This is a genomic window from Klebsiella sp. PK18, assembly GCF_057784655.1.
The window spans coordinates 3,850,017-3,874,363 of the sequence record NZ_CM173493.1; the positions used below are offsets into that span (position 1 = coordinate 3,850,017).

Below are 24,347 nucleotides of genomic sequence, written 5' to 3' on the forward strand. Positions count from 1 at the left end.
CACGGCAATATAATGAGAATAGTTATCAATCAATAACACATACACCAACATATTCAGCGCACCGTTCGCGGCGCGAGGGATGGCGTGTAGAGAGGAGTAAGAGAATGGCTGTAACTAAGCTGGTACTGGTTCGTCATGGCGAAAGCCAGTGGAACAACGAAAACCGCTTCACCGGTTGGTACGACGTTGATCTGTCCGAGAAAGGCGTTAGCGAAGCGAAAGCGGCAGGTAAACTGCTGAAGGCTGAAGGCTTCAGCTTTGATTTTGCTTATACCTCCGTGCTGAAACGTGCCATCCACACCCTGTGGAACGTGCTGGACGAACTGGATCAGGCCTGGCTGCCGGTTGAGAAATCCTGGAAGCTGAACGAGCGTCATTACGGCGCGCTGCAGGGCCTGAACAAAGCGGAAACCGCTGAGAAATACGGTGACGAGCAGGTTAAACAGTGGCGTCGCGGCTTCGCTGTCACTCCGCCGGAGCTGACCAAAGACGACGAGCGCTACCCGGGCCACGATCCGCGCTATGCAAAACTGACCGACGCCGAACTGCCGACCACTGAAAGCCTGGCGCTGACCATCGACCGCGTCGTGCCTTACTGGAACGAAACCATTCTGCCGCGCCTGAAAAGCGGTGAGCGCGTGATCATCGCCGCTCACGGTAACTCCCTGCGCGCGCTGGTGAAATACCTCGACAACATGGGCGAAGACGAGATCCTCGAACTGAACATCCCGACCGGCGTACCGCTGGTGTATGAGTTCGATGAAAACTTCAAGCCGATCAAACATTACTATCTGGGCAATGCGGAAGAGATCGCGGCGAAAGCGGCTGCCGTCGCCAACCAGGGTAAAGCGAAGTAATTCCTCCCGGTAAAAACAAAAAAGCGTGGAAATCTCCACGCTTTTTTTATTGCCTGCGCCAGCGCAGATTCGCTTAGCCGCGGCGGGTTTTCACCGCTTCCGCCAGCTGACGCAGGATCGTTTCGGTATCCTCCCAGCCGATGCAGGCGTCGGTGACGCTCTTGCCGTAGGTCAGCGGTTCACCGCTCTCGAGGCTCTGGTTGCCTTCCACCAGATGGCTTTCAATCATCACGCCCATGATCGCCCGCTCACCGCCGGCAATCTGCTGGCATACGTCCGCGCCCACTTCCATCTGCTTCTTGAACTGCTTGCTGGAGTTGGCATGGCTGAAGTCGATCATCACCTGAGCCGGCAGGCCCGCTTTCGCCAGGCCGATCTTCACATCCGCCACGTGCTTCGCGCTGTAGTTCGGCTCTTTGCCGCCGCGCAGAATAATATGGCAGTCGCCGTTACCGCTGGTATTCACGATAGCGGAGTGGCCCCACTTAGTGACCGACAGGAAACAGTGCGGTGCGCCAGCGGCGTTAATCGCGTCGATAGCCACCTTGATGGTGCCATCGGTACCATTCTTAAAGCCCACCGGGCAGGAGAGTCCGGAGGCGAGTTCACGGTGCACCTGGGATTCGGTGGTACGCGCCCCAATGGCGCCCCAGCTCATCAGATCGGCGACATACTGCGGGGTGATCATATCGAGGAATTCCCCCGCCGCCGGCAGGCCGCTGTCGTTAATGTCCAGCAGCAGTTTGCGCGCGATGCGCAACCCGTCGTTGATGCGGAAGCTGTTATCCATATGGGGATCGTTGATAAGCCCTTTCCAGCCGACGGTGGTGCGCGGTTTTTCAAAATAGACCCGCATGACGATCTCGAGCTCGCCCTTCAATGCCTCGCGCAGGGGCAGCAGACGGGAAGCGTACTCTTTCGCCGCTGCCGGATCGTGAATCGAACAGGGCCCAATCACTACCAGCAGACGGTCATCGTCGCCCTTGAGGATCTGATGGATCGCTTTGCGAGCATGTGCAACGGTATTTGCAGCATTTTCGGTAGCAGGGAATTTTTCCAGGAGCGCAACGGGAGGTAATAATTCGTTGATCTCTTTAATGCGTAAATCGTCGTTCTGATAATTCATCTTCTTTCCAGCGTTGCCATACTTATTCAATGAAATGCAATCCCTCCAATCTATCTCTTCGCCGAAAAAGTGTAAACGTGATTTTACAGTAGTGATGGAATAATCCTGGAAATAGGCAAAAATACGCCATAAAGTAGCGAAACCAAGCTCATGCACTACAATAATTAACTGTTAAAGCTAATTAAGTCTTACGTTTCAGGATTATATAGTGACACTGCGATCGTCTGCGGAGTCTTTAACCATAGCGAGTCAGATCCCTGGCACACTCACCGCGGGAAGCGCATTTCCCCTTCCCGGTTTAACAGGAGTATCCGATGAATATGAAAAAACTGACGACCCTTTTGCTCACCGCCACCTTAGGTCTTGCCAGCGGCGCGGCCCTGGCGGCAGACACCGGCGCCCAGTCCAATAATGGCCAGGCCAACTCTTCCGCGGATGCCGGTCAGGTGGCGCCGGATGCCCGTGAGAACATGGCGCCAAACAATGTGGACAATAACCAGATTAATTCTGGCTCTGGCGGCACCATGCTCCATCCTGATGGCTCGACGATGAGCCAGGACAATATGTCGAGCGATGAAGTGCATAAAAACTCGATGTGTAAAGACGGCCGCTGTCCGGACACCGGTAAGAAACTGGACAATGGCGGCAGCATGAACCACGATAACAGCAAAACCGACGGTACCACCCAGTAAGTGATACGCTGGGAACAAACGAAGAAAAGGCGAGCCAGGCTCGCCTTTTCTTCGTTTGTTATCGCTCTCTGTTTATGATGTCATAGCGTAATAATGATAACTATCAAGGGACGACACGATGGCCCACCCGCATTCGCACTCCCCTGCCCAGGCTCCGGACAGCAGTAACGCTCGCCGGCTGCGATGGGCGTTTATCGTCACCGCCGGTTTTATGTTGATTGAAGCCGTCGGCGGCGCAATCTCCGGCTCACTGGCCCTGCTGGCAGATGCCGGCCATATGCTCACCGACTCTGCCGCCCTGCTGTTTGCGCTGCTGGCGGTTCGCTTCGCCAGTCGCCCACCGAATACCCGCCATACCTTTGGCTGGTTGCGTTTGACCACCCTCGCGGCGTTTCTCAATGCCATTGCCCTGGTGGTGATTACCATTTTGATTGTCTGGGAGGCCATTCAGCGCTTCCAGCATCCGCAGCCGGTGGCCGGCGTGACGATGATGGTGATTGCGGTCGCCGGCCTGCTGGCCAACGTGCTGGCCTTCTGGATCCTGCATCGGGGGAGTGAAGAGCAGAATCTCAACGTGCGCGCTGCGGCGCTACACGTGCTGGGCGACCTGCTGGGCTCGGTCGGCGCGATCGTGGCGGCCGTGGTGATCCTCACCACCGGCTGGACGCCTGTCGATCCGATCCTTTCCGTACTGGTTTCCTGCCTGGTATTACGTAGCGCCTGGCGATTACTGAAGGAGAGTCTGAATGAACTGCTGGAAGGCGCGCCGCGTTCGCTGGATGTGGCGGCCCTGCAGCGGGATATCCGTCGCTCTATCCCGGAGGTACGCGATGTTCACCACGTCCACGTCTGGCTGGTGGGGGAAAAACCGGTGATGACGCTCCATGTTCAGGTGGTCCCGCCGTACGATCATGATGCGTTACTCAACCGTATCCTGCATTTCCTGGAACATAAATATGAAATTGAGCATGCCACGGTGCAGATGGAGTACCAGCCCTGCAGCGGCCCGGAGTGCCATCTCAACACGATGCACGCCGGGCACGATCATCACCACCACCATTAGCCAGAAAACGCGTGAGAACCTCGCTCACGCGCGCTGTTTATCCACATCCGGCTGCCGTTCAGCGCAATGAACGTCAGCAAGAGGTATTCCAGCGACATGGCATAGACGCCCTGGCGGGCAAAAATCACCACGCTTATCACGTTGACAATCACCCACAGCAGCCAGTTCTCGACATACTTGCGGGTCATTAAGATCATCGCCACCACCGACAGCACCGTCATGCAGGAGTCCCAGAACGGGAAGGCATCCGGCTGCAGCACCGGCATGGAGACCTGCAGACCCAGCGCTTGCATCAGGCTGACCGCGATCCGCGTCAGGAAAGCAAAAAACGGGTTGATAAACAGGGTCAGCAAGCCGATCGCCACCACGCAGGCCGCCAGCCAGCCCAGCGCTTTGCTGCGCGGCAGCCAGCGGATCTGCAGCTCAGCCTCATGGTTGCTGCTTTGTCGCGACCAGGCATACCAGCCGTAAACGTTAGCGGCAAAGAAGAACAGCTGCAGCAGCAGGCTGGCATACAGCTGGATCTGAAAGAAGATGATGGCGAACAGCGTGACGTTGACCAGCCCGAAAGCATAGTTACTGATCTTCTCCAGGCTCGCCAGCCAGATGCACAGCAGCCCGGCGATGGTCCCCACGGCCTCTATCCAGGAGAGATCGTACCCCCCGGCGCCGATGGGTATATGTACTAAGATATTCTGCGTGCTAAAAAAATCCATTTCATCCCCTCAGCGTCTTGCGACGCGACAATACGTTATCCCCGTAGTGTAGCCGCAAAATCCAGCATCCGGTTAAGCGGAATCAATGCCCCGGTGCGCAGCGCTTCGTCGACGTGGATTTCGTGTTCAGCGCCGCCCTGTTCGAGTCCCTCGGCAATGGCTTTCAGGCCGTTCATCGCCATCCACGGGCAGTGCGCGCAGCTGCGGCAGGTCGCCCCTTCGCCGGCAGTGGGCGCTTCCAGCAGCGTTTTCTCCGGTACCGCCTGCTGCATTTTATAGAAGATACCGCGATCGGTGGCCACGATCAGCTGGCGCTGGGGCAAGCTTTTCGCCGCCGCAATCAGCTGGCTGGTGGATCCCACGGCATCCGCCATCTCGACGATCGCCTGCGGCGATTCAGGATGGACCAGTACAGCAGCTTCAGGATAGAGGGCCTTCATACGCGTCAGTGCCTGGGTTTTAAACTCATCGTGCACGATGCACGCCCCCTGCCAGCACAGCACGTCTGCGCCGGTCTGACGCTGGACATAGCGGCCAAGGTGGCGGTCCGGCGCCCAGAGGATCTTTTGACCCAGGCTGTCCAGATGATCAATGAGTTCCACGGCGATACTGGAGGTAACCACCCAGTCAGCGCGGGCCTTCACCGCGGCGGACGTATTGGCATAAACCACCACGGTGCGATCGGGATGGGCATCGCAGAAGGCGTTGAATTCCTCAATCGGACAGCCCAGATCCAGCGAACACTCCGCGTTCAGGGTCGGCATCAGAATGGTCTTTTCCGGGCTGAGGATTTTGGCGGTTTCCCCCATAAAACGCACCCCGGCGACCAGCAGCGTGGAGGCCGAATGACGGGCGCCAAAACGCGCCATCTCCAGCGAGTCGGCGATACAGCCGCCGGTTTCTTCCGCCAGTTGTTGAATTTCAGGATCGGTGTAGTAATGCGCCACCATCACGGCGTCGCGCTCGCGCAACAGGCGCTTGATTTTTTCGCGATAAAACTGCTTTTCGTCGACGGTCAGCGGTTGTGGTTTCGCTGGGAAAGGATAAATCGCCGTTTCAGGATCAAACATTACGCTCATCATGCAATCTCGTTTTACTGGCTTAACTCTAAGACCGTCACTATGGCCTGTCTGCGCCTTAACACGGTCATGGTGTTTTATATGCTAAACAAGATAGCGGATTACGAGCAAAAAGTCGTGATGAATTTTGTACATCAGCCCGTATGCCGCGGACGATGCTACACATCTGCCCAAACGACCGGTTCGTACCCTGTGTAGCCACGGTAAGCGCAGCGTGACCGTGGAGTCATGCTGAAGTCGAATTTTGGAGTATGGCGGATAGCAAAAAGGCGCCTTTAGGGCGCCTTTTTACATTGGTGGGTCGTGCAGGATTCGAACCTGCGACCAATTGATTAAAAGTCAACTGCTCTACCAACTGAGCTAACGACCCCTTGCGGGATTTTGCTACTGTAATCATTCAGGATGGTGGGTCGTGCAGGATTCGAACCTGCGACCAATTGATTAAAAGTCAACTGCTCTACCAACTGAGCTAACGACCCGCTCTGGTACTACCTGAATAATTTCACTCGACACCAATATTGAAATTGGTGGGTCGTGCAGGATGACTCGGCTTCGCCTCGCCCTTCGGGCCATTGCTGACGCAACGTTATCCTTCACGTTCAACATTTGAGTTAAATGCTGAAATTGGTGGGTCGTGCAGGATTCGAACCTGCGACCAATTGATTAAAAGTCAACTGCTCTACCAACTGAGCTAACGACCCGAGTGGTGGGTGATGACGGGATCGAACCGCCGACCCCCTCCTTGTAAGGGAGGTGCTCTCCCAGCTGAGCTAATCACCCGAAACTGCGCTGGATACTACCGATACTGCGTCCACCGGTCCCATCATTAAAATGGTGGGTCGTGCAGGATTCGAACCTGCGACCAATTGATTAAAAGTCAACTGCTCTACCAACTGAGCTAACGACCCGGTGGTGGGTGATGACGGGATCGAACCGCCGACCCCCTCCTTGTAAGGGAGGTGCTCTCCCAGCTGAGCTAATCACCCGATACTGCGCTGGATACTGCTAAGTGGTGGGTCGTGCAGGATGACTCGGCTTCGCCTCGCCCTATGGCGCCGTTGCTGTCGCAACGTTATCCTTCACGTTTTACTATCGCGTTCCACCAGAACGATTGGTGGGTCGTGCAGGATTCGAACCTGCGACCAATTGATTAAAAGTCAACTGCTCTACCAACTGAGCTAACGACCCACTCTGGCATCGCTTTGGGCTTGTTTGATATCCCTTGGCAACGGCGGCATATATTACTGATTTCAGAATTCAGCGCAACTAAAATTTCGATAAAGATCACTTAACTGCTGGTGATTCAGGCGACAAGACCAGAAATAACGCGATTTCTGGTCATGCCGTAATCAACCAAGAGCATTAAGACGTTTTTGCGCTTGTTTCGCACCGTCGGTGCCGGGGAATTTACTGATCACCTGCTGGTAAACCGCTTTCGCTTTCGCGGTATCACCCTTGTCCTGCATGATCACGCCGACCTTAAACATGGCGTCAGGCGCTTTTGGCGATTTCGGGTAGTTCTTCACCACCGAGGCGAAGTAAAACGCCGCATCGTCTTTTTTCCCCTTATTGTAATTCAACTGTCCGAGCCAATAGTTGGCGTTCGGCTGATAAGTTGAATCCGGGTACTTTTTAACGAAGTTCTGAAACGCCACCATTGCGTCATCCTGGCGTGAAGCATCCTTCACCAGGGCAATGGCCGCATTGTAATCGGTGTTCGCATCGCCGGTCATCGCCGGGGCGCCTGACGAGGCCGCTGGCGCTGCGCTGGTAGCAGCCGCGCTCTGATCGCCGGAAGACGATGGAGCCTGCGTACCTGATGCTGCCGCTGCGCCGCCGCCACCGCTGCTCAGACTATCTATCTGCAGCAGAATCTGCTTCTGGCGCTCAACGATCTGATTCAGCTGATATTGGTTCTCCTGGATCTGGCCACGGAGAGAATCAATGTCAGTCTGGTTATCAGAGAGTTGTTGCTGGAGTTGGGTTAAAAGCTGGCTGTGAGCATTGGAAATACGCTCGAGTTGAGTGACGCGGTCTTCGACCGAGCCTGAGCCGACACTACTGATTGGCGCCTGAGCAAAAGCGGCCCAGGGGGCCGCTATGCCAACCAGTAACGACAGACTCAATAAATGATGTCTGAAGTTACTGCTCATGCAATTCTCTTAGTAAACCAGTACGGCGCGACGGTTTTTGGCATATGCCGCTTCGTCATGACCCAGTACTGCTGGTTTTTCTTTACCGTAAGAAACGATGGAGATCTGATCGGCAGAAACACCTTTGCCCTGCAGATACATCTTAACGGCGTTAGCACGACGCTCACCCAGAGCGATGTTGTATTCCGGCGTACCGCGCTCATCCGCGTGACCTTCTACAGTCACTTTGTAGGACGGGTTGCTGCGCAGGAAGTTCGCATGCGCGTCCAGCATGGCAGCGAAGTCAGAACGGATATCGTACTTGTCCAGATCGAAGTAAACGATGTTGTTCTGTTGCAGCTGCTGCATCTGCAGACGAGCTTGCTCTTCAGAAGACATGTTGCCGCCGTTACCGTTAGCGTCCATACCAGTGCCGGCACCCAGCATGCCTTCACCGCTCTGGTCGTTGCTGGCGTTCTTGTTAGAAGAACATGCCGCGATTGCCATAACCGGCAGAGCGATCATCAGCCCTTTCAGCACTTTGTTCAGTTGCATTTCTTTGATTCCTTTAATAATCAATTATTTATTATCACAGATACGGCGACCAGGCAGGCGATTTTACCTGTCCATCAGTTGCCGGAAGACGCGCTTTGAAACGCCCATCTGTAGAAACCAGATTCAGCACGGATCCCATCCCCTGAGAAGAGCTGTAGATTACCATAGTGCCGTTAGGTGCCAGACTTGGCGTTTCGTCTAAAAACGTTGATGACAGAACCTGTACACCACCCGCTTCCAGATCTTGTTTGGCAATGTGCTGCTGACCGCCGGCCGAGCTGACCATTACCATGGTTTTACCATCCGCGCTCACGTCGGCGTCCTGGTTCTGTGAACCTTCCCAGGTGATACGCTGCGGCGTGCCGCCATTGATGTTGACTTTATACACCTGCGGACGACCGGCCTGGTCAGAGGTGAAGGCCAGGTTCTGGCTGTCCGGGAACCAGCTTGGTTCGGTGTTGTTGCTGCGACCGTTAGTCACCTGACGAATCTGACCGGAGCCCAGATCCATCACGTACAGGTTCAGGCTACCGGTTTTCGACAGCGCGAAGGCCAACTTAGAGCCATCCGGAGAGAACGCCGGCGCGCCGTTGTGCTGCGGGAAGGAGGCGATCTGACGCACAGCGCCGTTCGCCAGGGTCTGAACCACCAGCGCAGAACGACCACTTTCAAAAGTCACGTAAGCCAGTTTAGAACCGTCCGGAGACCAGGCCGGGGACATCAGCGGCTGGGAGGAACGGTGAACAAGGAACTGGTTGTAACCATCGTAGTCGGACACGCGCAGTTCATAAGGGAACTGGCCGCCGTTTTTCTGCACCACGTAGGCGATACGGGTACGGAAGGCGCCCTTGATGCCGGTCAGCTTCTCAAATACCGCGTCGCTGGCAGCGTGCGCTGCGTAGCGCAGGTACTGTTTAGTGACTTTAAAAGAGCCTTGCGCCAGCGTTGTACCCGGCGCACCGCCGGTATCCACCAGCTGATATGCTACCTGATAAGAACCATCCGGGTTTGACGTGACCTGACCGACGACCACGGCGTCGATACCCAGCGCAGACCAGGCAGCAGGCTGCACTTCCTGGGCACTGGTCGGCTGCTGCGGCAGACGCGAGCGATCCAGCGGGTTGAATTTACCACTGTTGCGCAGGTCAGCTGCCACGATACCGCCAACATCTTCAGGCGCAGCGCCCTGGCCGGCCCACTGGAACGGTACCACGCCGATAGGGCGTGCCGAGTCCACCCCCTGGGTGATCTCGATACGTACTTCTGCGTGCAGCACCGCCGCCCACAGCATTAAAAAACCAAATGCTACTCGTAATGCCTGCTTCATCATATCTCCCTTATCCGGGCGGAAAGCCCACGATAATTTAGCAGAATGTTAACAAACTCAAATATACAAAACTACCAAAACCCTGTGACTACCATAGATTGTTTTTCCCCGTTTGCACGGGGAAAAATATCACTGAGGTTTGAAGTCCAGTGGCGCATTTTTGAAGACTTCATATACTGCCTGGCTAGGTGGTTTCGGGAACTTAGCCTGCCGGGCTGCGGCAAGAGCGGCCTGGCACAGAGCAGGATCACCACCTTCGGACTGTATATTTAACAACAGGCCGTCAGGAGCAAGTTTGATACGCAAGGTACATGTTTTGCCTGCATAGGACGATGCGTCATAAAACTTACTTTCAATCGCCGACTTTATCTGCCCGGCATAGTTATTGATATCAGCCCCCGAGGCACTGTTTTTAGTATTACCACTCCCGGCAGCAGAGGCATTGTTTCCTTTGGCTCCTCCGCCTGTTTTAGGCGCATTCTTACCCGAACTCAGATCGCCAAGCAGGTCGTCAACGCCGTCCGCTTCTTTCGCGGCAGCCGCTTTCTTCGCTGCCGCCGCTTTTGCTGCTGCCGCTTTGGCCGCTTTATCGGCCGCTGCCTTCTCAGCCGCAGCCGCTTTGGCTGCCGCCGCTTTTTCAGCTGCGGCGGCTTTTTCGGCGGCGGCCTTCTCTGCGGCCGCTTTTTGGGCGGCAGCTTTCTCAGCGGCTTTTTCGGCGGCTTTTTCTGCTGCCGCTTTTTCAGCCGCAGCTTGCTTAGCCGCTTCCTGCTGGGCCTTCTTCTCTGCTTCCTGCTGCGCTTTCTTCGCCGCTGCCGCTTCCGCTTTCTTCTGCGCTTCTGCTGCGGCTTTCGCCGCTTCGGCTTCCGCCTGTTTCTTCGCATCGGCTGCCGCTTTTGCGGCGGCGGCATCGGCCTGTTTCTTCGCGTCAGCGGCGGCTTTAGCCGCTGCCAGCTCAGCCGCTTTTGCCTGGGCATCCGCCTTCGCTTTTGCGTCGGCAGCCGCTTTGGCAGCCGCTTCCTGCGCTTCTTTAGCCTGCGCATCCGCTTTGGCTTTCGCCGCCGCGGCAGCCTTGGCAGCCGCTTCCTCAGCCTGCTTCTGCTGTTCCTTCGCTTCTTTCGCCGCTTCCTGCGCCTGCAGCCGTTCCTGTTCGAGCTGTTTCAGCCGTTCCTGTTCCGCTGCCTGTTTCTCACGTAACTCTTCCGCCTGCTGCTGCGCCTGTTTTTCACGCTGCTCAGCGGCGCGACGTGCGCTGGCCTGCTGCTGTTGCTGACGGTTATAGTTATTTACCACCGCCCCCGGATCGACCATGACGGCATCAATGGACGATCCCCCGCCGCCGCCGGCAGAGGCATCCAGATGCTCGTCAAACGAACTCCAGATCAGCAGCGCGATCAGAATGATGTGCAGCGCGACTGAAATGATGATCGCTCGTTTAAGCTTGTCGTTTTGTTCGGTTGCCTTTGACACTATCGGTTCCCAAAAACTGTTCGCCTGTACCCGCGATGCACGCCGACGGCGAGCGATACTCACCATCGGACGCCACGCGGACGCACATACCTGAAGCGATTAAATAGGTTTGGTCATCAAGCCGACCGATTTAACCCCTGCACTATGCAACAGGTTCAGCGCTTTAATAATTTCATCGTAAGGGACGTCTTTCGCACCGCCGATCAGGAATACCGTTTTCTCATTGGCTTCAAGACGACGCTTCGCTTCGGCAATCACCTGCTCCGGCGGCAGCTGGGACAGCGTCTCCTGCCCCACTTTCACGCTGTACTGCCCTACCCCGGAGACTTCCACAATCACCGGCGGATCGTCATTGCTTTTCACCGCTTGCGATTCCGTGGCGTCCGGCAGATCGACTTCCACGCTCTGCGTAATGATAGGCGCCGTTGCCATAAAGATCAGCAGCAGTACCAGCAGGACATCCAGCAGCGGAACGATGTTGATCTCGGACTTCAGTTCGCGACGTCCGCGTCCACGTGCTCTGGCCATGGCTTACCCCTTATTGCTTTCGCTGGTGGTAAAGGCCTGACGGTGCAGAATAGCGGTGAACTCTTCCATAAAGTTGTCGTAGTTCAGTTCAAGCTTGTTCACGCGCTGGTTCAGGCGGTTGTACGCCATGACCGCCGGGATCGCGGCGAACAGACCGATCGCGGTGGCGATCAGCGCTTCGGCGATACCTGGCGCCACCATCTGCAGGGTGGCCTGCTTCACCGCGCCAAGGGCGATAAAGGCATGCATAATCCCCCAGACAGTACCGAACAGACCGATATACGGGCTGATGGAGCCTACGGTGCCGAGGAACGGGATATGGGTTTCCAGCGTTTCCAGCTCGCGGTTCATCGAAATACGCATCGCGCGCGATGCCCCTTCGACAATCGCTTCCGGCGCATGGCTGTTGGCCCGATGCAGGCGCGCAAATTCTTTGAAACCGCTGTAGAAGATTTGTTCCGAACCGGTCAGGTTATCGCGACGCCCCTGGCTCTCCTGGTACAAACGGGACAGCTCGATCCCGGACCAGAATTTGTCCTCGAACGCTTCAGCTTCACGCGCGGCCGAGTTAAGGATACGCGTTCTCTGAATAATGATAGCCCAGGAAGCGATAGAAAAACCAATCAAAATCAACATGATAAGTTTAACCAGAAGGCTCGCCTTCAGGAACAAATCAAGGATATTCATGTCAGTCACTGCTTAAACTCCGCGACAATAGACTTGGGAAGCGCACGTGGCTTCATTAAGAGTGGATCAACGCACACAATGAGAACCTCAGCTTCGTTTAACACTGTATTCTCGGCGTTGACGATTCGCTGCGTGAAAACCAAAGAGGTGCCGCGCATCGAGGTAATTTCCGTCTGGACTTCGAGCATGTCGTCGAGTCTGGCGGGGGCAAAATACTCCAGCGTCATTTTGCGAACCACGAAGGCAACGCGTTCAGCCAACAGCACCTGTTGACTAAAGTGATGGTGGCGCAGCATCTCTGTGCGTGCTCTTTCATAAAAAGCGACGTAACTGGCGTGGTAAACCACACCACCGGCGTCGGTATCTTCGTAGTAGACCCGAACCGGCCATCGAAACAGCGTTGTATTCACTTTACATCCCGGTAATGCAAAAAAAGGTTAGAGCTTTCAAACTTCGCTACTATACGCGCGGGAAAGGTGGTTTGGAATGGGGGAAAGTAAACGGGGCGTAAATTTTTATGGGCTTATGCAAGCCCATACCATTAACAGAGATCTCTTATTCAAAAGAAGAAAAAGAAGAGACCCAAAGCGAGCACGATATCAGCGATAAGCGGACAAAAAATCCCCTGCCAGTGAACGGCACGCGGACGGAAGCCCACGCCGTGAATAACGCCGCTGCAAACCGCCCACATCAGCAAGAAACCATGCCAGATTTCCAGCTCGCTGGTCTTCGCCGCAAAGCGCGACGGATCCCAGAAGATGCAGCCGGCCAGCAGCAGCGCCATCAATAAGGAAAGCGCCCTTAACGGGCGCTTGTCCATTATCGCATACATATACTTTATCATTCACGTCGCCTCTTTGTTGGCTACGTCTGCTTACCCCAGTCACTTACTGGTGTAAGCTCCTGGGGATTCACAGACTTGCCGCCTCGATGCAATCCGAATGATTTCGTATATCGCATCACGATAATACTCATCAGTGTTCTTCTTTACCTGCTTTGGTGGCTTCCACGTGCTCAAGCGCCAGCGCGGTAATCACCCCAAAGGCACAGGCAAGAAGCGTTCCCAAAATCCATGCGAAGTACCACATATATAGCTCCTTACCTTAGTACAGCGAGTGGGTGTTCTTTTCGATGTCTTCGCGCGTAATGCGGCCGAACATCTTCCAGTAACACCAGCTGGTGTAGGCCAGAATGATCGGCACGAAGACAATCGCCACGTAGGTCATCAGGTTCAGCGTCCGCTGACTGGAGGTCGCGTCCCACATCGTCAGGCTGGCGTTCAGCATGGTGCTGGACGGCATGATGAACGGGAACATCGCAATACCGGCGGTCAGAATGATGCAGGCCAGGGTCAGCGAGGAGAACAGGAATGCCCACGCGCCTTTATCCGCTTTAGTCGAGACGACGGTCAGCAGCGGCAGCACCACGCCCAGGGCAGGAACGGCCCACAGCGCTGGCATGTTATTAAAGTTCACCATCCATGCACCGGCCTCACGCACGACTTCTTTAGTCAGCGGGTTAGACGGGCCGCTATGATCCATTACTGATTTCACCACATAGCCGTCGATGCCGTAGTAGACCCACACACCCGCCAGCGCGAAGCAGACCAGCGTCACCAGCGCCGCCACCGTGGAAACGGTGCGGGTACGCAGGTGCAGTTCGCCTACGGTACGCATCTGCAGGTAGGTGGCACCCTGAGTCAGGATCATCGCCACGCTGACGATACCGGCCAGCAGACCAAACGGGTTCAGCAGCTGGAAGAAGTTTCCGGTATAGAACAGACGCAGGTATTCATCGACGTGGAACGGCACGCCCTGCAACAGGTTGCCGAAGGCCACACCAATCACCAGCGGCGGTACGAAGCTACCGATGAAGATGCCCCAGTCCCACATGTTGCGCCAGCGGGTGTCCTCGATCTTGGAACGGTAGTCAAAACCGACCGGACGGAAGAACAGCGAAGCCAGCACCAGAATCATCGCCACATAGAAGCCAGAGAACGCTGCGGCGTAAACCATCGGCCAGGCCGCGAACAGCGCGCCGCCGGCGGTGATCAGCCACACCTGGTTACCGTCCCAGTGCGGAGCGATGGCGTTGATCATAATCCGACGCTCGGTGTCGTTACGGCCGAGGAAACGGGTGAGCATGCCCACCCCCATGTCGAACCCGTCGGCGACAGCGAAGCCAATCAGCAGAATGCCAATCAGCAGCCACCAGATAAAACGCAATACTTCATAATCGATCATTTGACGACTCCTGTCTTAGCGTGCCGACTGAATAGCCGCAGAGGACTGTTCAAAGTGATAGCGGCCGGTTTTCAGGCTGCTAGGTCCTTTGCGGGCAAACTTGAACATCAGGAACAGTTCAGCCACCAGGAACAGCGTGTACAGACCGCAGATCAGCAACATTGAGAAGATCAGATCGCCTGCGGTCAGCGACGAGTTGGCCACCGCGGTCGGCAGGACCTCACCAATCGCCCACGGCTGACGGCCATACTCGGCAACAAACCAGCCTGACTCCACGGCAATCCACGGCAGCGGCAGGCCAAAGAACGCGGCGCGCAGCAGCCATTTTTTCTCGCCAATGCGGTTACGAATCACGCTCCAGAAGGAGGCGCCGATAATCAACAGCATCAGGATGCCGCACGCCACCATGATACGGAAGGCGAAGTACAGCGGGGCGACGCTTGGAATAGAGTCTTTGGTCGCTTTGGCGATCTGCTCTTCCGTGGCGTCAGCGACGTTCGGGGTATAGCGCTTCAGCAACAGGCCATAGCCGAGGTCTTTCTTCACGCTATTGAACTGGTCACGCACGGCCTGGTCGGTCGAACCGGCGCGCAGCTGCTCCAGTAGCGCGTACGCTTTCATCCCGTTACGGATACGCTCTTCGTGCTGAACCATCAGATCTTTCAGGCCGATAACCGGCTTATCCACCGAGCGGGTGGCGATGATGCCCAGCGCGTAAGGGATCTGGATCGCGAAGTGGTTGGTCTGCGCATTCTGATCGGGAATACCAAACAGAGTAAAGGCAGCCGGCGCCGGCTGGGTTTCCCACTCAGCTTCGATAGCCGCCAGTTTGGTTTTCTGCACGTCACCCATTTCGTAACCGGATTCGTCACCCAGCACAATAACGGAGAGGATCGCCGCCATACCGAAGCTGGCTGCGATGGCAAAGGAGCGCTTAGCAAAGGCAAAGTCGCGGCCTTTCAGCATATACCAGGAGCTGATAGCCAGGATGAACATCGCGCCGGTGACATAGCCAGACGCCACGGTGTGAACGAACTTCACCTGGGCGACCGGGTTGAGCACCAGTTCAGAGAAGCTGACCATCTCCATACGCATGGTTTCGAAGTTGAAGTCCGATGCGATAGGGTTCTGCATCCAGCCGTTGGCGACGAGGATCCACAGCGCGGAGAGGTTGGAGCCCAGCGCAACCAGCCAGGTGACCGCCATGTGCTGAACTTTACCCAGACGATCCCAACCGAAGAAGAACAGACCTACAAAGGTGGATTCGAGGAAGAAGGCCATCAGACCTTCAATGGCCAGCGGCGCACCGAAGATATCGCCCACGTAGTGTGAGTAATACGACCAGTTAGTCCCGAACTGGAACTCCATGGTCAGACCGGTCGCCACACCCAGCGCGAAGTTGATACCAAACAACTTGCCCCAGAATTTGGTCATATCTTTATAAATCTGTTTGCCGGAAAGGACGTAAACCGTTTCCATGATGGCCAGCAGGAACGCCATACCGAGCGTTAGCGGCACAAAAAGGAAGTGGTACATCGCGGTCAAGGCAAACTGTAAGCGCGACAGTTCGACTATATCTAACATCATGACTCCTTGCTCATCGCATGAAGACTCCGAAAATGAACCGAGAAGCTCTGGCTCATACGCATGCCCCAATACAAAAGTTATTTGTTGGCCCGTCCGCAGCGCGTTTCACCTGAAAGTGAAGCCACGCCACGTCAAGGTTACAAATACGTTAACGAAAACCCAATTGATTCCCCAATATATTACGCCGCAATAACCTTACAATAAATATGTTTTTATTGTTCCAGTTTTACATTTTTCGACGGTGATCAATATATAGCGAAGATAGCCTGTTTAGGCCAATTTGACTTGCGACAATTTAACGTTTTTTGAAGAATTTTTCCAAGCATTAAGCATTGATATAAATCAATTTTTACTCTACGTGTTAATTATGTAGCTCAATAAAGAATATTGGTGAACTTAATGTTAATGTTGTGTTTAAAGTATGGCTTGCTTGGTTACTGAAAAGAGAGATATGAGAATCATAGGTAATATTATTTAACGCCGCGGGGAAAAATGAAAAAAATGCGCCGATCCTAATAATGCTAGACTGCTCACAGTATTTTTCCTGTTTTCTTATGCCCTTCTCTTCTGTTTTTTCACTATCTAAAACCCTTGCCTGTCGCGAATTGCGGAAATATTTCCTTCAGCAACCACGCTGCCGGGATTATATTCATGAAATAATTCATAAAATCAATATGATAGATAAGGTTTTTCACGGAGCAGGCATTCCGCCGGTTCAGCGGATGTTCTGGCGAGATGGATAACGCCCATAAAAAAGGCCACCTGACGGTGGCCAACCATGTCGAAATCGGACAGATTTCTGCTTCGGAGAAGCAGAGAGGGTTTACTTGATGATAGCTTTCAGCGCTTCGCCGATATCGGCCAGGCTGCGAACGGTTTTCACACCAGCGGCTTCCAGGGCGGCGAATTTCTCATCAGCAGTACCTTTACCGCCAGCGATGATGGCGCCCGCGTGGCCCATACGCTTGCCTTTCGGCGCGGTCACGCCCGCGATGTAGCCGACAACCGGCTTGGTCACGTGCTCTTTGATGTAGGCTGCCGCTTCTTCTTCCGCGCTGCCGCCGATCTCACCGATCATCACGATCGCTTCGGTCTGCGGATCTTCCTGGAACAGCTTCAGGATATCGATGAAGTTGGAGCCCGGGATCGGGTCGCCGCCGATACCGACGCAGGTAGACTGGCCGAAGCCGTAGTCGGTGGTCTGCTTAACCGCTTCATAGGTCAGGGTACCGGAACGGGAAACGATGCCCACTTTACCCGGCTTGTGAATGTGACCCGGCATGATGCCGATTTTGCATTCGCCCGGGGTGATAACGCCTGGGCAGTTCGGGCCAATCATGCGCACGCCCGCTTCGTCCAGCTTCACTTTCACGGTCAGCATATCCAGCGTCGGGATACCTTCGGTGATGGTGATAATCAGCTTAATGCCCGCGTCGATTGCTTCCAGAATGGAGTCTTTGCAGAACGGCGCCGGAACGTAGATAACGGTCGCGGTCGCGCCGGTCGCTTCAACAGCTTCGCGCACGGTATTAAATACCGGCAGGCCCAGGTGGGTGGTGCCGCCTTTGCCTGGCGTCACGCCGCCAACCATTTGCGTACCGTAAGCGATCGCTTGTTCAGAGTGGAAGGTCCCCTGGCTACCGGTGAAGCCCTGGCAGATAACCTTGGTATCTTTATTAATTAAAACTGACATTATTTCCCCTCCACTGCGGCAACAACCTGCTGTGCTGCGTCCGTCAGACTTTTCGCTGCAATAATATTCAGGCCGCTGTCAGCCAGTTTTTTCGCGCCCAGTTCGGCGTTGTTACCTTCCAGACGAACCACGACCGGAACGTTAACCCCAACTTCCGCTACCGCGCCGATGATGCCGTCAGCGATCAGGTCGCAACGCACGATGCCGCCGAAGATGTTAACCAGCACTGCTTTCACATTGTCATCAGAAAGGATGATTTTGAACGCTTCGGTCACGCGCTCTTTGGTCGCGCCGCCGCCAACGTCGAGGAAGTTAGCCGGTTCGCCGCCGTGCAGCTTAACGATGTCCATGGTGCCCATCGCCAGGCCTGCGCCGTTAACCATGCAACCGATGTTGCCGTCGAGCGCAACGTAGTTCAGTTCCCACTGCGCCGCCTGCGCTTCGCGCGGATCTTCCTGAGACTGGTCGCGCATTTCGCGCAGATCCGGCTGGCGGAACAGCGCGTTGCCGTCAGCGCCCAGTTTGCCGTCGAGGCAGATCAGGTCGCCCTGCTTAGTGATAACCAACGGGTTGATTTCGATCAGCGCCAGGTCGCGCTCAAGGAAAATGGTCGCCAGACCCATGAAAATCTTGGTGAACTGCTGAACCTGCTTACCTTCCAGACCCAGTTTGAACGCCAGTTCACGCCCCTGATAAGGCATCGGGCCCGCCAGCGGATCGATGGCGATCTTGTGGATCAGGTGCGGGGTTTCTTCCGCGACTTTTTCGATTTCCACGCCGCCTTCAGTCGACGCCATGAACACCACGCGACGGGAGCTACGATCAACGACCGCGCCCAGATACAGCTCTTTATCGATATCGGTCGCTGCTTCCACCAGAATCTGGTTGACCGGCTGGCCGTTAGCATCGGTTTGGTAAGTCACCAGGCGTTTGCCCAGCCAATGCTCAGCAAAAGCGCGGATCTCTTCTTTGCTCTTAACTACTTTCACACCGCCCGCTTTACCGCGGCCACCAGCGTGAACCTGACATTTCACTACCCACGGACCCGCGCCGATTTTTGAAGCGGCTTCTTCTGCTTCACGCGGAGTAGTACAGGCATAACCCACCGGCGCCGGTAAGCCATAGCGGGCAAAAAGTTGTTTTGCCTGATATTCATGTAAGTTCATGTGTTCAGTCCATCCTTCAGGGTGTAATTATCTTTAAACCTGTAGGCCTGATAAGACGCGCTAGCGTCGCCATCAGGCATCTCATCAACGCCGGATGGCGGCAAAAATGCCTTATCCGGCCTACGGTAAGTCATACTCTTACTGACTACACGTCCAGCAGCAGACGAGTCGGATCTTCCAGCAGCTCTTTAATCGCCACCAGGAAGCCAACCGATTCACGCCCATCGATCAGACGGTGGTCATAGGAAAGCGCCAGGTACATCATCGGCAGGATCTCTACCTTGCCATTCACCGCCATCGGACGGTCTTTAATGGCATGCATACCCAGGATGGCGCTCTGCGGTGGGTTGATGATCGGCGTGGACATCAGGGAACCGAAAACGCCGCCGTTGGTAATGGTGAAGTTACCGCCGGTCAGGTCATCTACAGTCAGCTTGCCGTCACGGCCTTTCACCGCCAGCTCTTTGATATTCTTTTCGATGTCCGCCATGCCCAGCAGGTCAACGTCACGCAGAACCGGGGTTACCAGGCCGCGCGGAGTGGACACTGCCATGCTGACGTCAAAGTAGTTGTGGTAAACCACGTCGTCGCCATCGATGGAAGCGTTCACTTCCGGATAGCGTTTCAGCGCTTCAACCACCGCTTTCACGTAGAAGGACATGAAGCCCAGACGGATACCGTGACGTTTTTCGAAGGCATCGCCGTACTGCTTACGCAGATCCATAATCGGCTTCATGTTGACTTCGTTAAAGGTCGTCAGCATGGCGGTGGAATTTTTCGCTTCCAGCAGACGCTCGGCCACGCGTTTACGCAGACGGGTCATCGGGACGCGTTTTTCTGAACGGTGACCCAGCTGCGGCGCTGGTGTCGCTGCCGCGGTAGCCGCTGGCGCTTTGGCTTCAGCCGCCGCCGGGGCTTTCGCCAGATGTTTCTCGACGTCTTCACGCGTCAGACGGCCACCCACGCCGGTACCTTTGATGGCAGCGGCGTCGAGGTTGTGCTCCGCCAGCAGACGACGGATCGCCGGGCTGAGCGCATCGTTGTTCTGCTCTTCCAGAGAAGCCTGCTGGCGCTGCGCCGGGGTGGACGCTTTCGCATCCGCTTTTTCGCTGGTTTCTTTACCTGCGCTGTTGCCTTCACGCAGGCGGCCAAGGATCTGGCGAGACAGGACGGTAGCGCCCTCGTCTTCCAGCACTGCATCCAGAATGCCGTCCGCTGATGCCGGTACTTCCAGTACCACTTTGTCAGTTTCGATTTCGACCAGAACTTCGTCACGGACGACCGCGTCGCCCGGTTTTTTATGCCAGGTGGCGACGGTTGCGTCAGCTACGGACTCAGGCAGGTCGGGAACCAGAATATCTACGCTACTCATTGTGTATCCTTTAATTAATCGACGTTCAGCGCGTCATTGACCAGATCTTGTTGCTGTTTCTGGTGAACGGACATGTACCCTACCGCCGGAGAGGCGGAGGCCGGGCGGCCTGCATAACGCAGAGAGGCCCCAAATGGAACTACTTCACGAAGGTGGTGCTGGCTGCAGTACCATGCGCCCTGGTTGAGCGGCTCTTCCTGGCACCAGACAAAATCATGTACGTGCGAGTAAGCTTTCAGCGCTTCCTGCACCGCCTGATGCGGGAACGGGTAGAGCTGTTCGATACGCACAATGGCGACATCTTTTTGCTCGTTTTTGCGGCGCTGTTCCAGCAGGTCGTAGTAAACCTTACCAGAGCACAGTACGACGCGCTTCACGGCTTGCGGATCGAGTTCGTCGATTTCGCCGATGGCCGGCATAAAGGTGCCGTTCGCCAGTTCGTCCATGCTGGAGACCGCCAGCGGGTGGCGCAGCAGAGACTTCGGCGACATCACCACCAGCGGACGGCGCATACCGCGCAGCGCCTGACGACGCAGCATATGGTAAACCTGTGCCGGGGTGGACGGTACGCAAACCTGCATGTTCTGCTCAGCGCACAGCTGCAGATAGCGTTCCAGACGCGCGGAGGAGTGCTCCGGGCCCTGCCCTTCGTAGCCGTGCGGCAGCAACATCACCAGACCGCACATCCGGCCCCATTTCTGTTCGCCAGAGGAGATGAACTGATCAATCACCACCTGCGCGCCGTTGGCGAAGTCGCCGAACTGCGCTTCCCAGATGGTCAGCGTACGCGGCTCTGCGGTGGCGTAACCGTATTCGAACGCCAGCACGGCTTCTTCAGACAGCACCGAGTCCCAGACGCGGAACTGGCCCTGGCCGTTGTGCACATGCTGCAGCGGGGTATAGGTAGAACCGTTGCTCTGGTTATGGATAACCGCGTGACGGTGGAAGAAGGTGCCGCGACCGGAGTCTTCACCGGACAGGCGCACCGGAATGCCTTCGTCAACCAGGGTGGCATAAGCCAGGTTTTCAGCGCCGCCCCAATCGAACAGCTTCTCGCCGGCGGCCATCAGTTGGCGATCGCCGTAGATTTTCGCTACACGGGACTGCATTTCGATACCTTCCGGCACCGTACTGATGCGTTTAGCCAGCTCTTGCAGACGTTTCGGATCCACTTTATCCGGATAGCTCTCGTCCCACTCGTGGTTGAGGTAGGGAGACCAGGTAAAGGAGTGCATATTCATCGGACGCCACTCCTCTACCACGCATTCGCCGGCATCCAGCGCATCGCGGTAAAGGTTAACCTGCTCAGTCGCGTCTTCCAGCGTCGCAACTTTCTCCTGCTCCAGCTTGTCAGCATAGATTTTGCGCGGGGTCGGATGCTTTTTGATTTTCTGATACATCAGCGGCTGGGTTGCGCTCGGCTCGTCGGCTTCGTTATGGCCGTGACGGCGGTAGCACACCAGGTCGATAAAGACATCGCGTTTGAAGGTATTACGGAAATCCAGCGCCAGACGGGTAACGAAAGCAACGGCTTCCGGGTCATCCGCGTTAACGTGGAAAATCGGCGCCTGAACCATCTTACCGATATCGGTACAGTATGGCGTAGAACGCGCATCCAGCGGGTTGGAGGTGGTAAAGCCAACCTGGTTGTTGATAACGATACGCACGGTACCGCCGACTTCGTAACCGCGGGCTTTCGACATGTTCAGGGTTTCCTGAACCACGCCCTGGCCGGTAACGGCGGCGTCGCCGTGGATGGTAATAGGCAGAACTTTGTTGCTGCTTGGCTCGTCCAGACGATCCAGACGGGCGCGTACGGAACCGATAACCACCGGGCTAACGATCTCCAGGTGCGACGGGTTAAACGCCAGCGCCAGGTGGACCAGACCGCCTTCGGTTTCCATATCGGAAGAGAAGCCCATGTGGTACTTCACGTCGCCGGTGCCGAGGTGTTCTTTATGTTTGCCCGCGAACTCGTCGAACAGGTCCTGCGGTTTTTTACCCAGCACGTTGACCAGCACGTTCAGACGGCCACGGTGCGCCATGCCCAGCACCACTTCGCGGGTGCCGCTTTTGCCTGCATGGCGGATCATCTCTTTGAGCATCGGGATCAGGGCATCACCCCCTTCCAGCGAGAAGCGTTTCGCCCCCGGGAATTTGGCGCCGAGGTAGCGTTCCAGCCCTTCTGCAGCGGTCAGTTCACTGAGGAAGCGCTTTTTCTCTGCCGCGGTGAAGCTCGCTTTACCGGCTACCGATTCAATACGCTGCTGGATCCAGCGTTTTTCCTCAGTAGAGGTGATATGCATGTATTCCGCGCCGATGGAGCCGCAGTAGGTTTGCTTGAGGGCGGCAATCAGGTCGCCCAGCTTCATCGTGTCTTTACCGATGGCGAATGAACCTACGTTATAGCTATCCTGGAAATCGGCCTCGGTCAGATCGTGGTAGGCCGGATCAAGATCCGCCACTCTCTCTTGCTTCCACAGTCCCAGCGGATCGAGATTCGCATGCTGGTGGCCACGGAAACGGTATGCGTTGATGAGCTGCAGGACTTTAACCTGCTTCACATTGGTGTCAGGGTCGGAAATCGAAGAAGTGTAACGTGAGGCATCCTTCGCCAGTCGACGGAAATAATCACGTGTTTTGGAATGGAATTGATCCGGTTTAACTCCGGTGCCAGGTAACTGCTGGAACATCGAACGCCAGTTGGCGTCAACAGAGTCAGGATCGGTTAAGAAGTCTTCATAGAGCTGTTCTATCCAGCTCTGGTTCGAACCAGAGAGGAAAGAAGAGTCCAGCCAGGCTTTCATTGCGCCGTTCTGCATCGTGATCCCTTAAGCACTTTTATGCTTATTTCGCCGTAGAAACTACCACGCACACCGAGTGCACGTGCCGGGGTTCACTTGTTGCGGACGAGTTGTGGTTTCTATCCGCTAAGGAACCTTTAAAAACTGCCATTAATCTTCAGCGTTCAGGCTGCGGTTGCGTTGGCTGCCTTCGCTTACCCCGGTCACATAGTTCACTATGCTCCCGGGGATGCGCTCAGTTGCCGCCTTACCTCGCACTGAACGCCTCGATTACTGGTACATCTTGTGGCGGTTTTTAAAGATTTCCTGCTATCCCCTTCATACTTCAAGTTACATGTGCGTTGGCTTTCCTCACTCACCCCAGTCACTTACTTGAGTAAGCTCCTGGGGATTCGCTGCGTCGCCGCCTTCCTGTAACTCGAATTATTTAGGGTATTCATTTCCCGGTGGCACAAACGCTACCGGGGTTACTGCTTTGGTAGCCCGGATAAGCGCAAGCGCCATCCGGGACAGACCGTGTTGCTTACGCGCTGCGCTGCAGCAGCATCGACTTAATATGGCCGATGGCGCGCGTCGGGTTAAGCCCTTTAGGACACACACTGACGCAGTTCATAATGCTGTGACAGCGGAATACGCTGAAAGCATCGCTCAGGCCTTCCAGGCGCTCGCTGGTTTCGGTATCGCGACTGTCGATCAGGAAGCGATACGCGGCCAGCAGGCCAGCCGGGCCGATGAACTTGTCCGGGTTCCACCAGAACGACGGGCACGAGGTTGAACAACATGCGCACAGAATACACTCGTACAGACCATCGAGTTTCTCACGCTGCTCAGGCATCTGCAGATGCTCGCGAGCCGGAGGATTTTGCCCATTATTCAACAAGTAAGGCTTAATCTTCTCATATTGTGCATAGAATTGCCCCATGTCCACCACCAAATCACGGATAACCGGTAATCCTGGCAGCGGACGGATAACAATCTTCTTGCCCGGCTGATTCAGCGCGGAGATTGGCGTGATGCACGCCAGACCGTTTTTCCCGTTCATGTTCAGACCATCGGAACCGCAAACCCCTTCACGGCAGGAGCGGCGGAACGACAGCGACGGATCTTTTTCTTTCAGCTGGATCAGCGCATCCAGCAGCATCATGTCACGACCTTCTTCCGCTTCGAGGGTGTAATCCTGCATATGCGGAGCGTCGTCAACATCCGGGTTATAGCGATAAATTGAAAACTCGAGTTTCATTTTCCTGTCTCCG

The 24,347-nt window shown here is 55.5% G+C and carries 22 protein-coding genes, 7 tRNA genes and 1 pseudogene; 4 read left to right on the forward strand and 26 right to left on the reverse strand.

Features of this window, described 5'->3' with window-relative positions; genetic code table 11:
• The first annotated feature begins 104 nt into the window (after positions 1–104).
• On the forward strand, positions 105–857 hold the full coding sequence (gene gpmA / locus AC3EMD_RS18780; RefSeq protein WP_002895089.1) for a 2,3-diphosphoglycerate-dependent phosphoglycerate mutase: 753 nt from the start codon (positions 105–107) through the stop codon (positions 855–857).
• A 73-nt stretch (positions 858–930) separates the two neighbouring features.
• Here gpmA and aroG read toward each other — a convergent pair whose 3' ends face one another.
• Positions 931–1,983, reverse strand: coding sequence for a 3-deoxy-7-phosphoheptulonate synthase AroG (aroG, locus tag AC3EMD_RS18785; protein ID WP_012542422.1), 1,053 nt, complete (start codon positions 1,981–1,983; stop codon positions 931–933).
• A 314-nt stretch (positions 1,984–2,297) separates the two neighbouring features.
• Between aroG and AC3EMD_RS18790 the strand changes: the two genes are divergently transcribed.
• Together AC3EMD_RS18790 and zitB are read left to right on the forward strand one after the other, a co-directional pair.
• Positions 2,298–2,675, forward strand: a complete 378-nt coding sequence (locus AC3EMD_RS18790; protein WP_302073640.1) for a YbgS-like family protein — start codon at positions 2,298–2,300, stop codon at positions 2,673–2,675.
• Positions 2,676–2,793: 118 nt separating this feature from the next.
• Complete coding sequence (gene zitB / locus AC3EMD_RS18795) at positions 2,794–3,738, forward strand: CDF family zinc transporter ZitB (protein ID WP_032729693.1); 945 nt, start codon at positions 2,794–2,796, stop codon at positions 3,736–3,738.
• On the opposite strand, the gene pnuC is transcribed toward zitB, so the two are convergent.
• Both pnuC and nadA read right to left on the reverse strand, forming a co-directional pair.
• The gene (pnuC, locus tag AC3EMD_RS18800; RefSeq protein WP_008805696.1) at positions 3,735–4,454 is read right to left on the reverse strand and encodes a nicotinamide riboside transporter PnuC; all 720 of its coding nucleotides are present in this window, start codon (positions 4,452–4,454) and stop codon (positions 3,735–3,737) included. The genes zitB and pnuC overlap by 4 nt on opposite strands.
• Before the next feature lie 35 nt (positions 4,455–4,489).
• Entirely contained in the window at positions 4,490–5,533 is a 1,044-nt protein-coding gene (nadA, locus tag AC3EMD_RS18805) for a quinolinate synthase NadA (RefSeq protein ID WP_012968682.1), read from the reverse strand.
• 69 nt (positions 5,534–5,602) lie between these two features.
• Here nadA and AC3EMD_RS18810 point away from each other — a divergent pair.
• Positions 5,603–5,751, forward strand: a pseudogene (locus tag AC3EMD_RS18810) (hypothetical protein).
• 76 nt (positions 5,752–5,827) lie between these two features.
• Here the strand turns inward: AC3EMD_RS18810 and AC3EMD_RS18815 are convergent.
• The 23 genes from AC3EMD_RS18815 to sdhB form a co-directional block, all read right to left on the reverse strand.
• Positions 5,828–5,903, reverse strand: a tRNA-Lys gene (locus AC3EMD_RS18815).
• Positions 5,904–5,936: 33 nt separating this feature from the next.
• Positions 5,937–6,012, reverse strand: a tRNA-Lys gene (locus tag AC3EMD_RS18820).
• A gap of 146 nt (positions 6,013–6,158) precedes the next feature.
• Positions 6,159–6,234, reverse strand: a tRNA-Lys gene (locus tag AC3EMD_RS18825).
• Between the two features lie 3 nt (positions 6,235–6,237).
• Positions 6,238–6,313 (reverse strand) — tRNA-Val (locus AC3EMD_RS18830).
• Positions 6,314–6,365: 52 nt separating this feature from the next.
• A tRNA-Lys gene (locus AC3EMD_RS18835) sits at positions 6,366–6,441 on the reverse strand.
• Between the two features lie 2 nt (positions 6,442–6,443).
• Positions 6,444–6,519: transfer RNA gene (locus AC3EMD_RS18840), tRNA-Val, on the reverse strand.
• A gap of 126 nt (positions 6,520–6,645) precedes the next feature.
• A tRNA-Lys gene (locus AC3EMD_RS18845) sits at positions 6,646–6,721 on the reverse strand.
• A gap of 161 nt (positions 6,722–6,882) precedes the next feature.
• Positions 6,883–7,686, reverse strand: coding sequence for a cell division protein CpoB (gene cpoB / locus AC3EMD_RS18850; protein WP_023297237.1), 804 nt, complete (start codon positions 7,684–7,686; stop codon positions 6,883–6,885).
• Between the two features lie 9 nt (positions 7,687–7,695).
• Positions 7,696–8,220 carry a peptidoglycan-associated lipoprotein Pal gene (gene pal / locus AC3EMD_RS18855; protein ID WP_002895068.1) on the reverse strand — a complete coding sequence of 175 codons (525 nt, stop codon included), beginning with the start codon at positions 8,218–8,220 and terminating at the stop codon, positions 7,696–7,698.
• A gap of 34 nt (positions 8,221–8,254) precedes the next feature.
• Positions 8,255–9,547 (reverse strand): Tol-Pal system beta propeller repeat protein TolB, encoded by a 1,293-nt coding sequence (tolB, locus tag AC3EMD_RS18860; protein ID WP_008805693.1) that lies wholly within the window; start codon positions 9,545–9,547, stop codon positions 8,255–8,257.
• 129 nt (positions 9,548–9,676) lie between these two features.
• Positions 9,677–11,014, reverse strand: a complete 1,338-nt coding sequence (gene tolA, locus AC3EMD_RS18865) for a cell envelope integrity protein TolA (protein WP_023322242.1) — start codon at positions 11,012–11,014, stop codon at positions 9,677–9,679.
• A gap of 99 nt (positions 11,015–11,113) precedes the next feature.
• Entirely contained in the window at positions 11,114–11,542 is a 429-nt protein-coding gene (tolR, locus tag AC3EMD_RS18870) for a colicin uptake protein TolR (RefSeq protein WP_002895061.1), read from the reverse strand.
• Positions 11,543–11,545: 3 nt separating this feature from the next.
• A complete protein-coding gene (tolQ, locus tag AC3EMD_RS18875; protein WP_004152221.1) occupies positions 11,546–12,238 on the reverse strand; it encodes a Tol-Pal system protein TolQ in 693 nt (230 codons plus the stop codon).
• A complete protein-coding gene (gene ybgC, locus AC3EMD_RS18880; protein WP_002895056.1) occupies positions 12,235–12,639 on the reverse strand; it encodes a tol-pal system-associated acyl-CoA thioesterase in 405 nt (134 codons plus the stop codon). The genes tolQ and ybgC overlap by 4 nt, the downstream gene beginning before the upstream one ends.
• A 149-nt stretch (positions 12,640–12,788) precedes the next feature.
• Positions 12,789–13,073 (reverse strand): cyd operon protein YbgE, encoded by a 285-nt coding sequence (gene ybgE / locus AC3EMD_RS18885; RefSeq protein WP_008805691.1) that lies wholly within the window; start codon positions 13,071–13,073, stop codon positions 12,789–12,791.
• Positions 13,074–13,203: 130 nt separating this feature from the next.
• Positions 13,204–13,317 (reverse strand): cytochrome bd-I oxidase subunit CydX, encoded by a 114-nt coding sequence (gene cydX, locus AC3EMD_RS18890; protein ID WP_004100325.1) that lies wholly within the window; start codon positions 13,315–13,317, stop codon positions 13,204–13,206.
• A gap of 15 nt (positions 13,318–13,332) precedes the next feature.
• A complete protein-coding gene (gene cydB, locus AC3EMD_RS18895; RefSeq protein ID WP_008805690.1) occupies positions 13,333–14,472 on the reverse strand; it encodes a cytochrome d ubiquinol oxidase subunit II in 1,140 nt (379 codons plus the stop codon).
• A gap of 15 nt (positions 14,473–14,487) precedes the next feature.
• The gene (gene cydA, locus AC3EMD_RS18900) at positions 14,488–16,056 is read right to left on the reverse strand and encodes a cytochrome ubiquinol oxidase subunit I (protein ID WP_012542427.1); all 1,569 of its coding nucleotides are present in this window, start codon (positions 16,054–16,056) and stop codon (positions 14,488–14,490) included.
• Between the two features lie 826 nt (positions 16,057–16,882).
• Positions 16,883–17,752 (reverse strand): succinate--CoA ligase subunit alpha, encoded by an 870-nt coding sequence (sucD, locus tag AC3EMD_RS18905; RefSeq protein ID WP_004885990.1) that lies wholly within the window; start codon positions 17,750–17,752, stop codon positions 16,883–16,885.
• Positions 17,752–18,918, reverse strand: coding sequence for an ADP-forming succinate--CoA ligase subunit beta (gene sucC, locus AC3EMD_RS18910; protein WP_002895039.1), 1,167 nt, complete (start codon positions 18,916–18,918; stop codon positions 17,752–17,754). Before sucC ends, sucD begins: the two co-directional genes overlap by 1 nt.
• A 145-nt stretch (positions 18,919–19,063) precedes the next feature.
• Positions 19,064–20,290 (reverse strand): 2-oxoglutarate dehydrogenase complex dihydrolipoyllysine-residue succinyltransferase, encoded by a 1,227-nt coding sequence (odhB, locus tag AC3EMD_RS18915; protein ID WP_012542428.1) that lies wholly within the window; start codon positions 20,288–20,290, stop codon positions 19,064–19,066.
• A 14-nt stretch (positions 20,291–20,304) separates the two neighbouring features.
• Positions 20,305–23,112, reverse strand: a complete 2,808-nt coding sequence (gene sucA, locus AC3EMD_RS18920) for a 2-oxoglutarate dehydrogenase E1 component (protein ID WP_008805687.1) — start codon at positions 23,110–23,112, stop codon at positions 20,305–20,307.
• Between the two features lie 505 nt (positions 23,113–23,617).
• Entirely contained in the window at positions 23,618–24,334 is a 717-nt protein-coding gene (gene sdhB / locus AC3EMD_RS18925) for a succinate dehydrogenase iron-sulfur subunit SdhB (RefSeq protein WP_008805686.1), read from the reverse strand.
• Positions 24,335–24,347 lie beyond the last annotated feature (13 nt).

Excerpts from the sequence above, each read along its gene's own strand:
- gpmA (WP_002895089.1), top strand. The coding sequence starts at position 105 with ATGGCTGTAACTAAGCTGGTACTGGTTCGTCATGGCGAAAGCCAGTGG.
- aroG (WP_012542422.1), bottom strand. The coding sequence starts at position 1,983 with ATGAATTATCAGAACGACGATTTACGCATTAAAGAGATCAACGAATTA.
- AC3EMD_RS18790 (WP_302073640.1), top strand. The coding sequence starts at position 2,298 with ATGAATATGAAAAAACTGACGACCCTTTTGCTCACCGCCACCTTAGGT.
- zitB (WP_032729693.1), top strand. The coding sequence starts at position 2,794 with ATGGCCCACCCGCATTCGCACTCCCCTGCCCAGGCTCCGGACAGCAGT.
- pnuC (WP_008805696.1), bottom strand. The coding sequence starts at position 4,454 with ATGGATTTTTTTAGCACGCAGAATATCTTAGTACATATACCCATCGGC.
- nadA (WP_012968682.1), bottom strand. The coding sequence starts at position 5,533 with ATGAGCGTAATGTTTGATCCTGAAACGGCGATTTATCCTTTCCCAGCG.
- cpoB (WP_023297237.1), bottom strand. The coding sequence starts at position 7,686 with ATGAGCAGTAACTTCAGACATCATTTATTGAGTCTGTCGTTACTGGTT.
- pal (WP_002895068.1), bottom strand. The coding sequence starts at position 8,220 with ATGCAACTGAACAAAGTGCTGAAAGGGCTGATGATCGCTCTGCCGGTT.
- tolB (WP_008805693.1), bottom strand. The coding sequence starts at position 9,547 with ATGAAGCAGGCATTACGAGTAGCATTTGGTTTTTTAATGCTGTGGGCG.
- tolR (WP_002895061.1), bottom strand. The coding sequence starts at position 11,542 with ATGGCCAGAGCACGTGGACGCGGACGTCGCGAACTGAAGTCCGAGATC.
- ybgE (WP_008805691.1), bottom strand. The coding sequence starts at position 13,073 with ATGATAAAGTATATGTATGCGATAATGGACAAGCGCCCGTTAAGGGCG.
- cydX (WP_004100325.1), bottom strand. The coding sequence starts at position 13,317 with ATGTGGTACTTCGCATGGATTTTGGGAACGCTTCTTGCCTGTGCCTTT.
- cydB (WP_008805690.1), bottom strand. The coding sequence starts at position 14,472 with ATGATCGATTATGAAGTATTGCGTTTTATCTGGTGGCTGCTGATTGGC.
- cydA (WP_012542427.1), bottom strand. The coding sequence starts at position 16,056 with ATGTTAGATATAGTCGAACTGTCGCGCTTACAGTTTGCCTTGACCGCG.
- sucD (WP_004885990.1), bottom strand. The coding sequence starts at position 17,752 with ATGTCAGTTTTAATTAATAAAGATACCAAGGTTATCTGCCAGGGCTTC.
- sucC (WP_002895039.1), bottom strand. The coding sequence starts at position 18,918 with ATGAACTTACATGAATATCAGGCAAAACAACTTTTTGCCCGCTATGGC.
- odhB (WP_012542428.1), bottom strand. The coding sequence starts at position 20,290 with ATGAGTAGCGTAGATATTCTGGTTCCCGACCTGCCTGAGTCCGTAGCT.
- sucA (WP_008805687.1), bottom strand. The coding sequence starts at position 23,112 with ATGCAGAACGGCGCAATGAAAGCCTGGCTGGACTCTTCTTTCCTCTCT.
- sdhB (WP_008805686.1), bottom strand. The coding sequence starts at position 24,334 with ATGAAACTCGAGTTTTCAATTTATCGCTATAACCCGGATGTTGACGAC.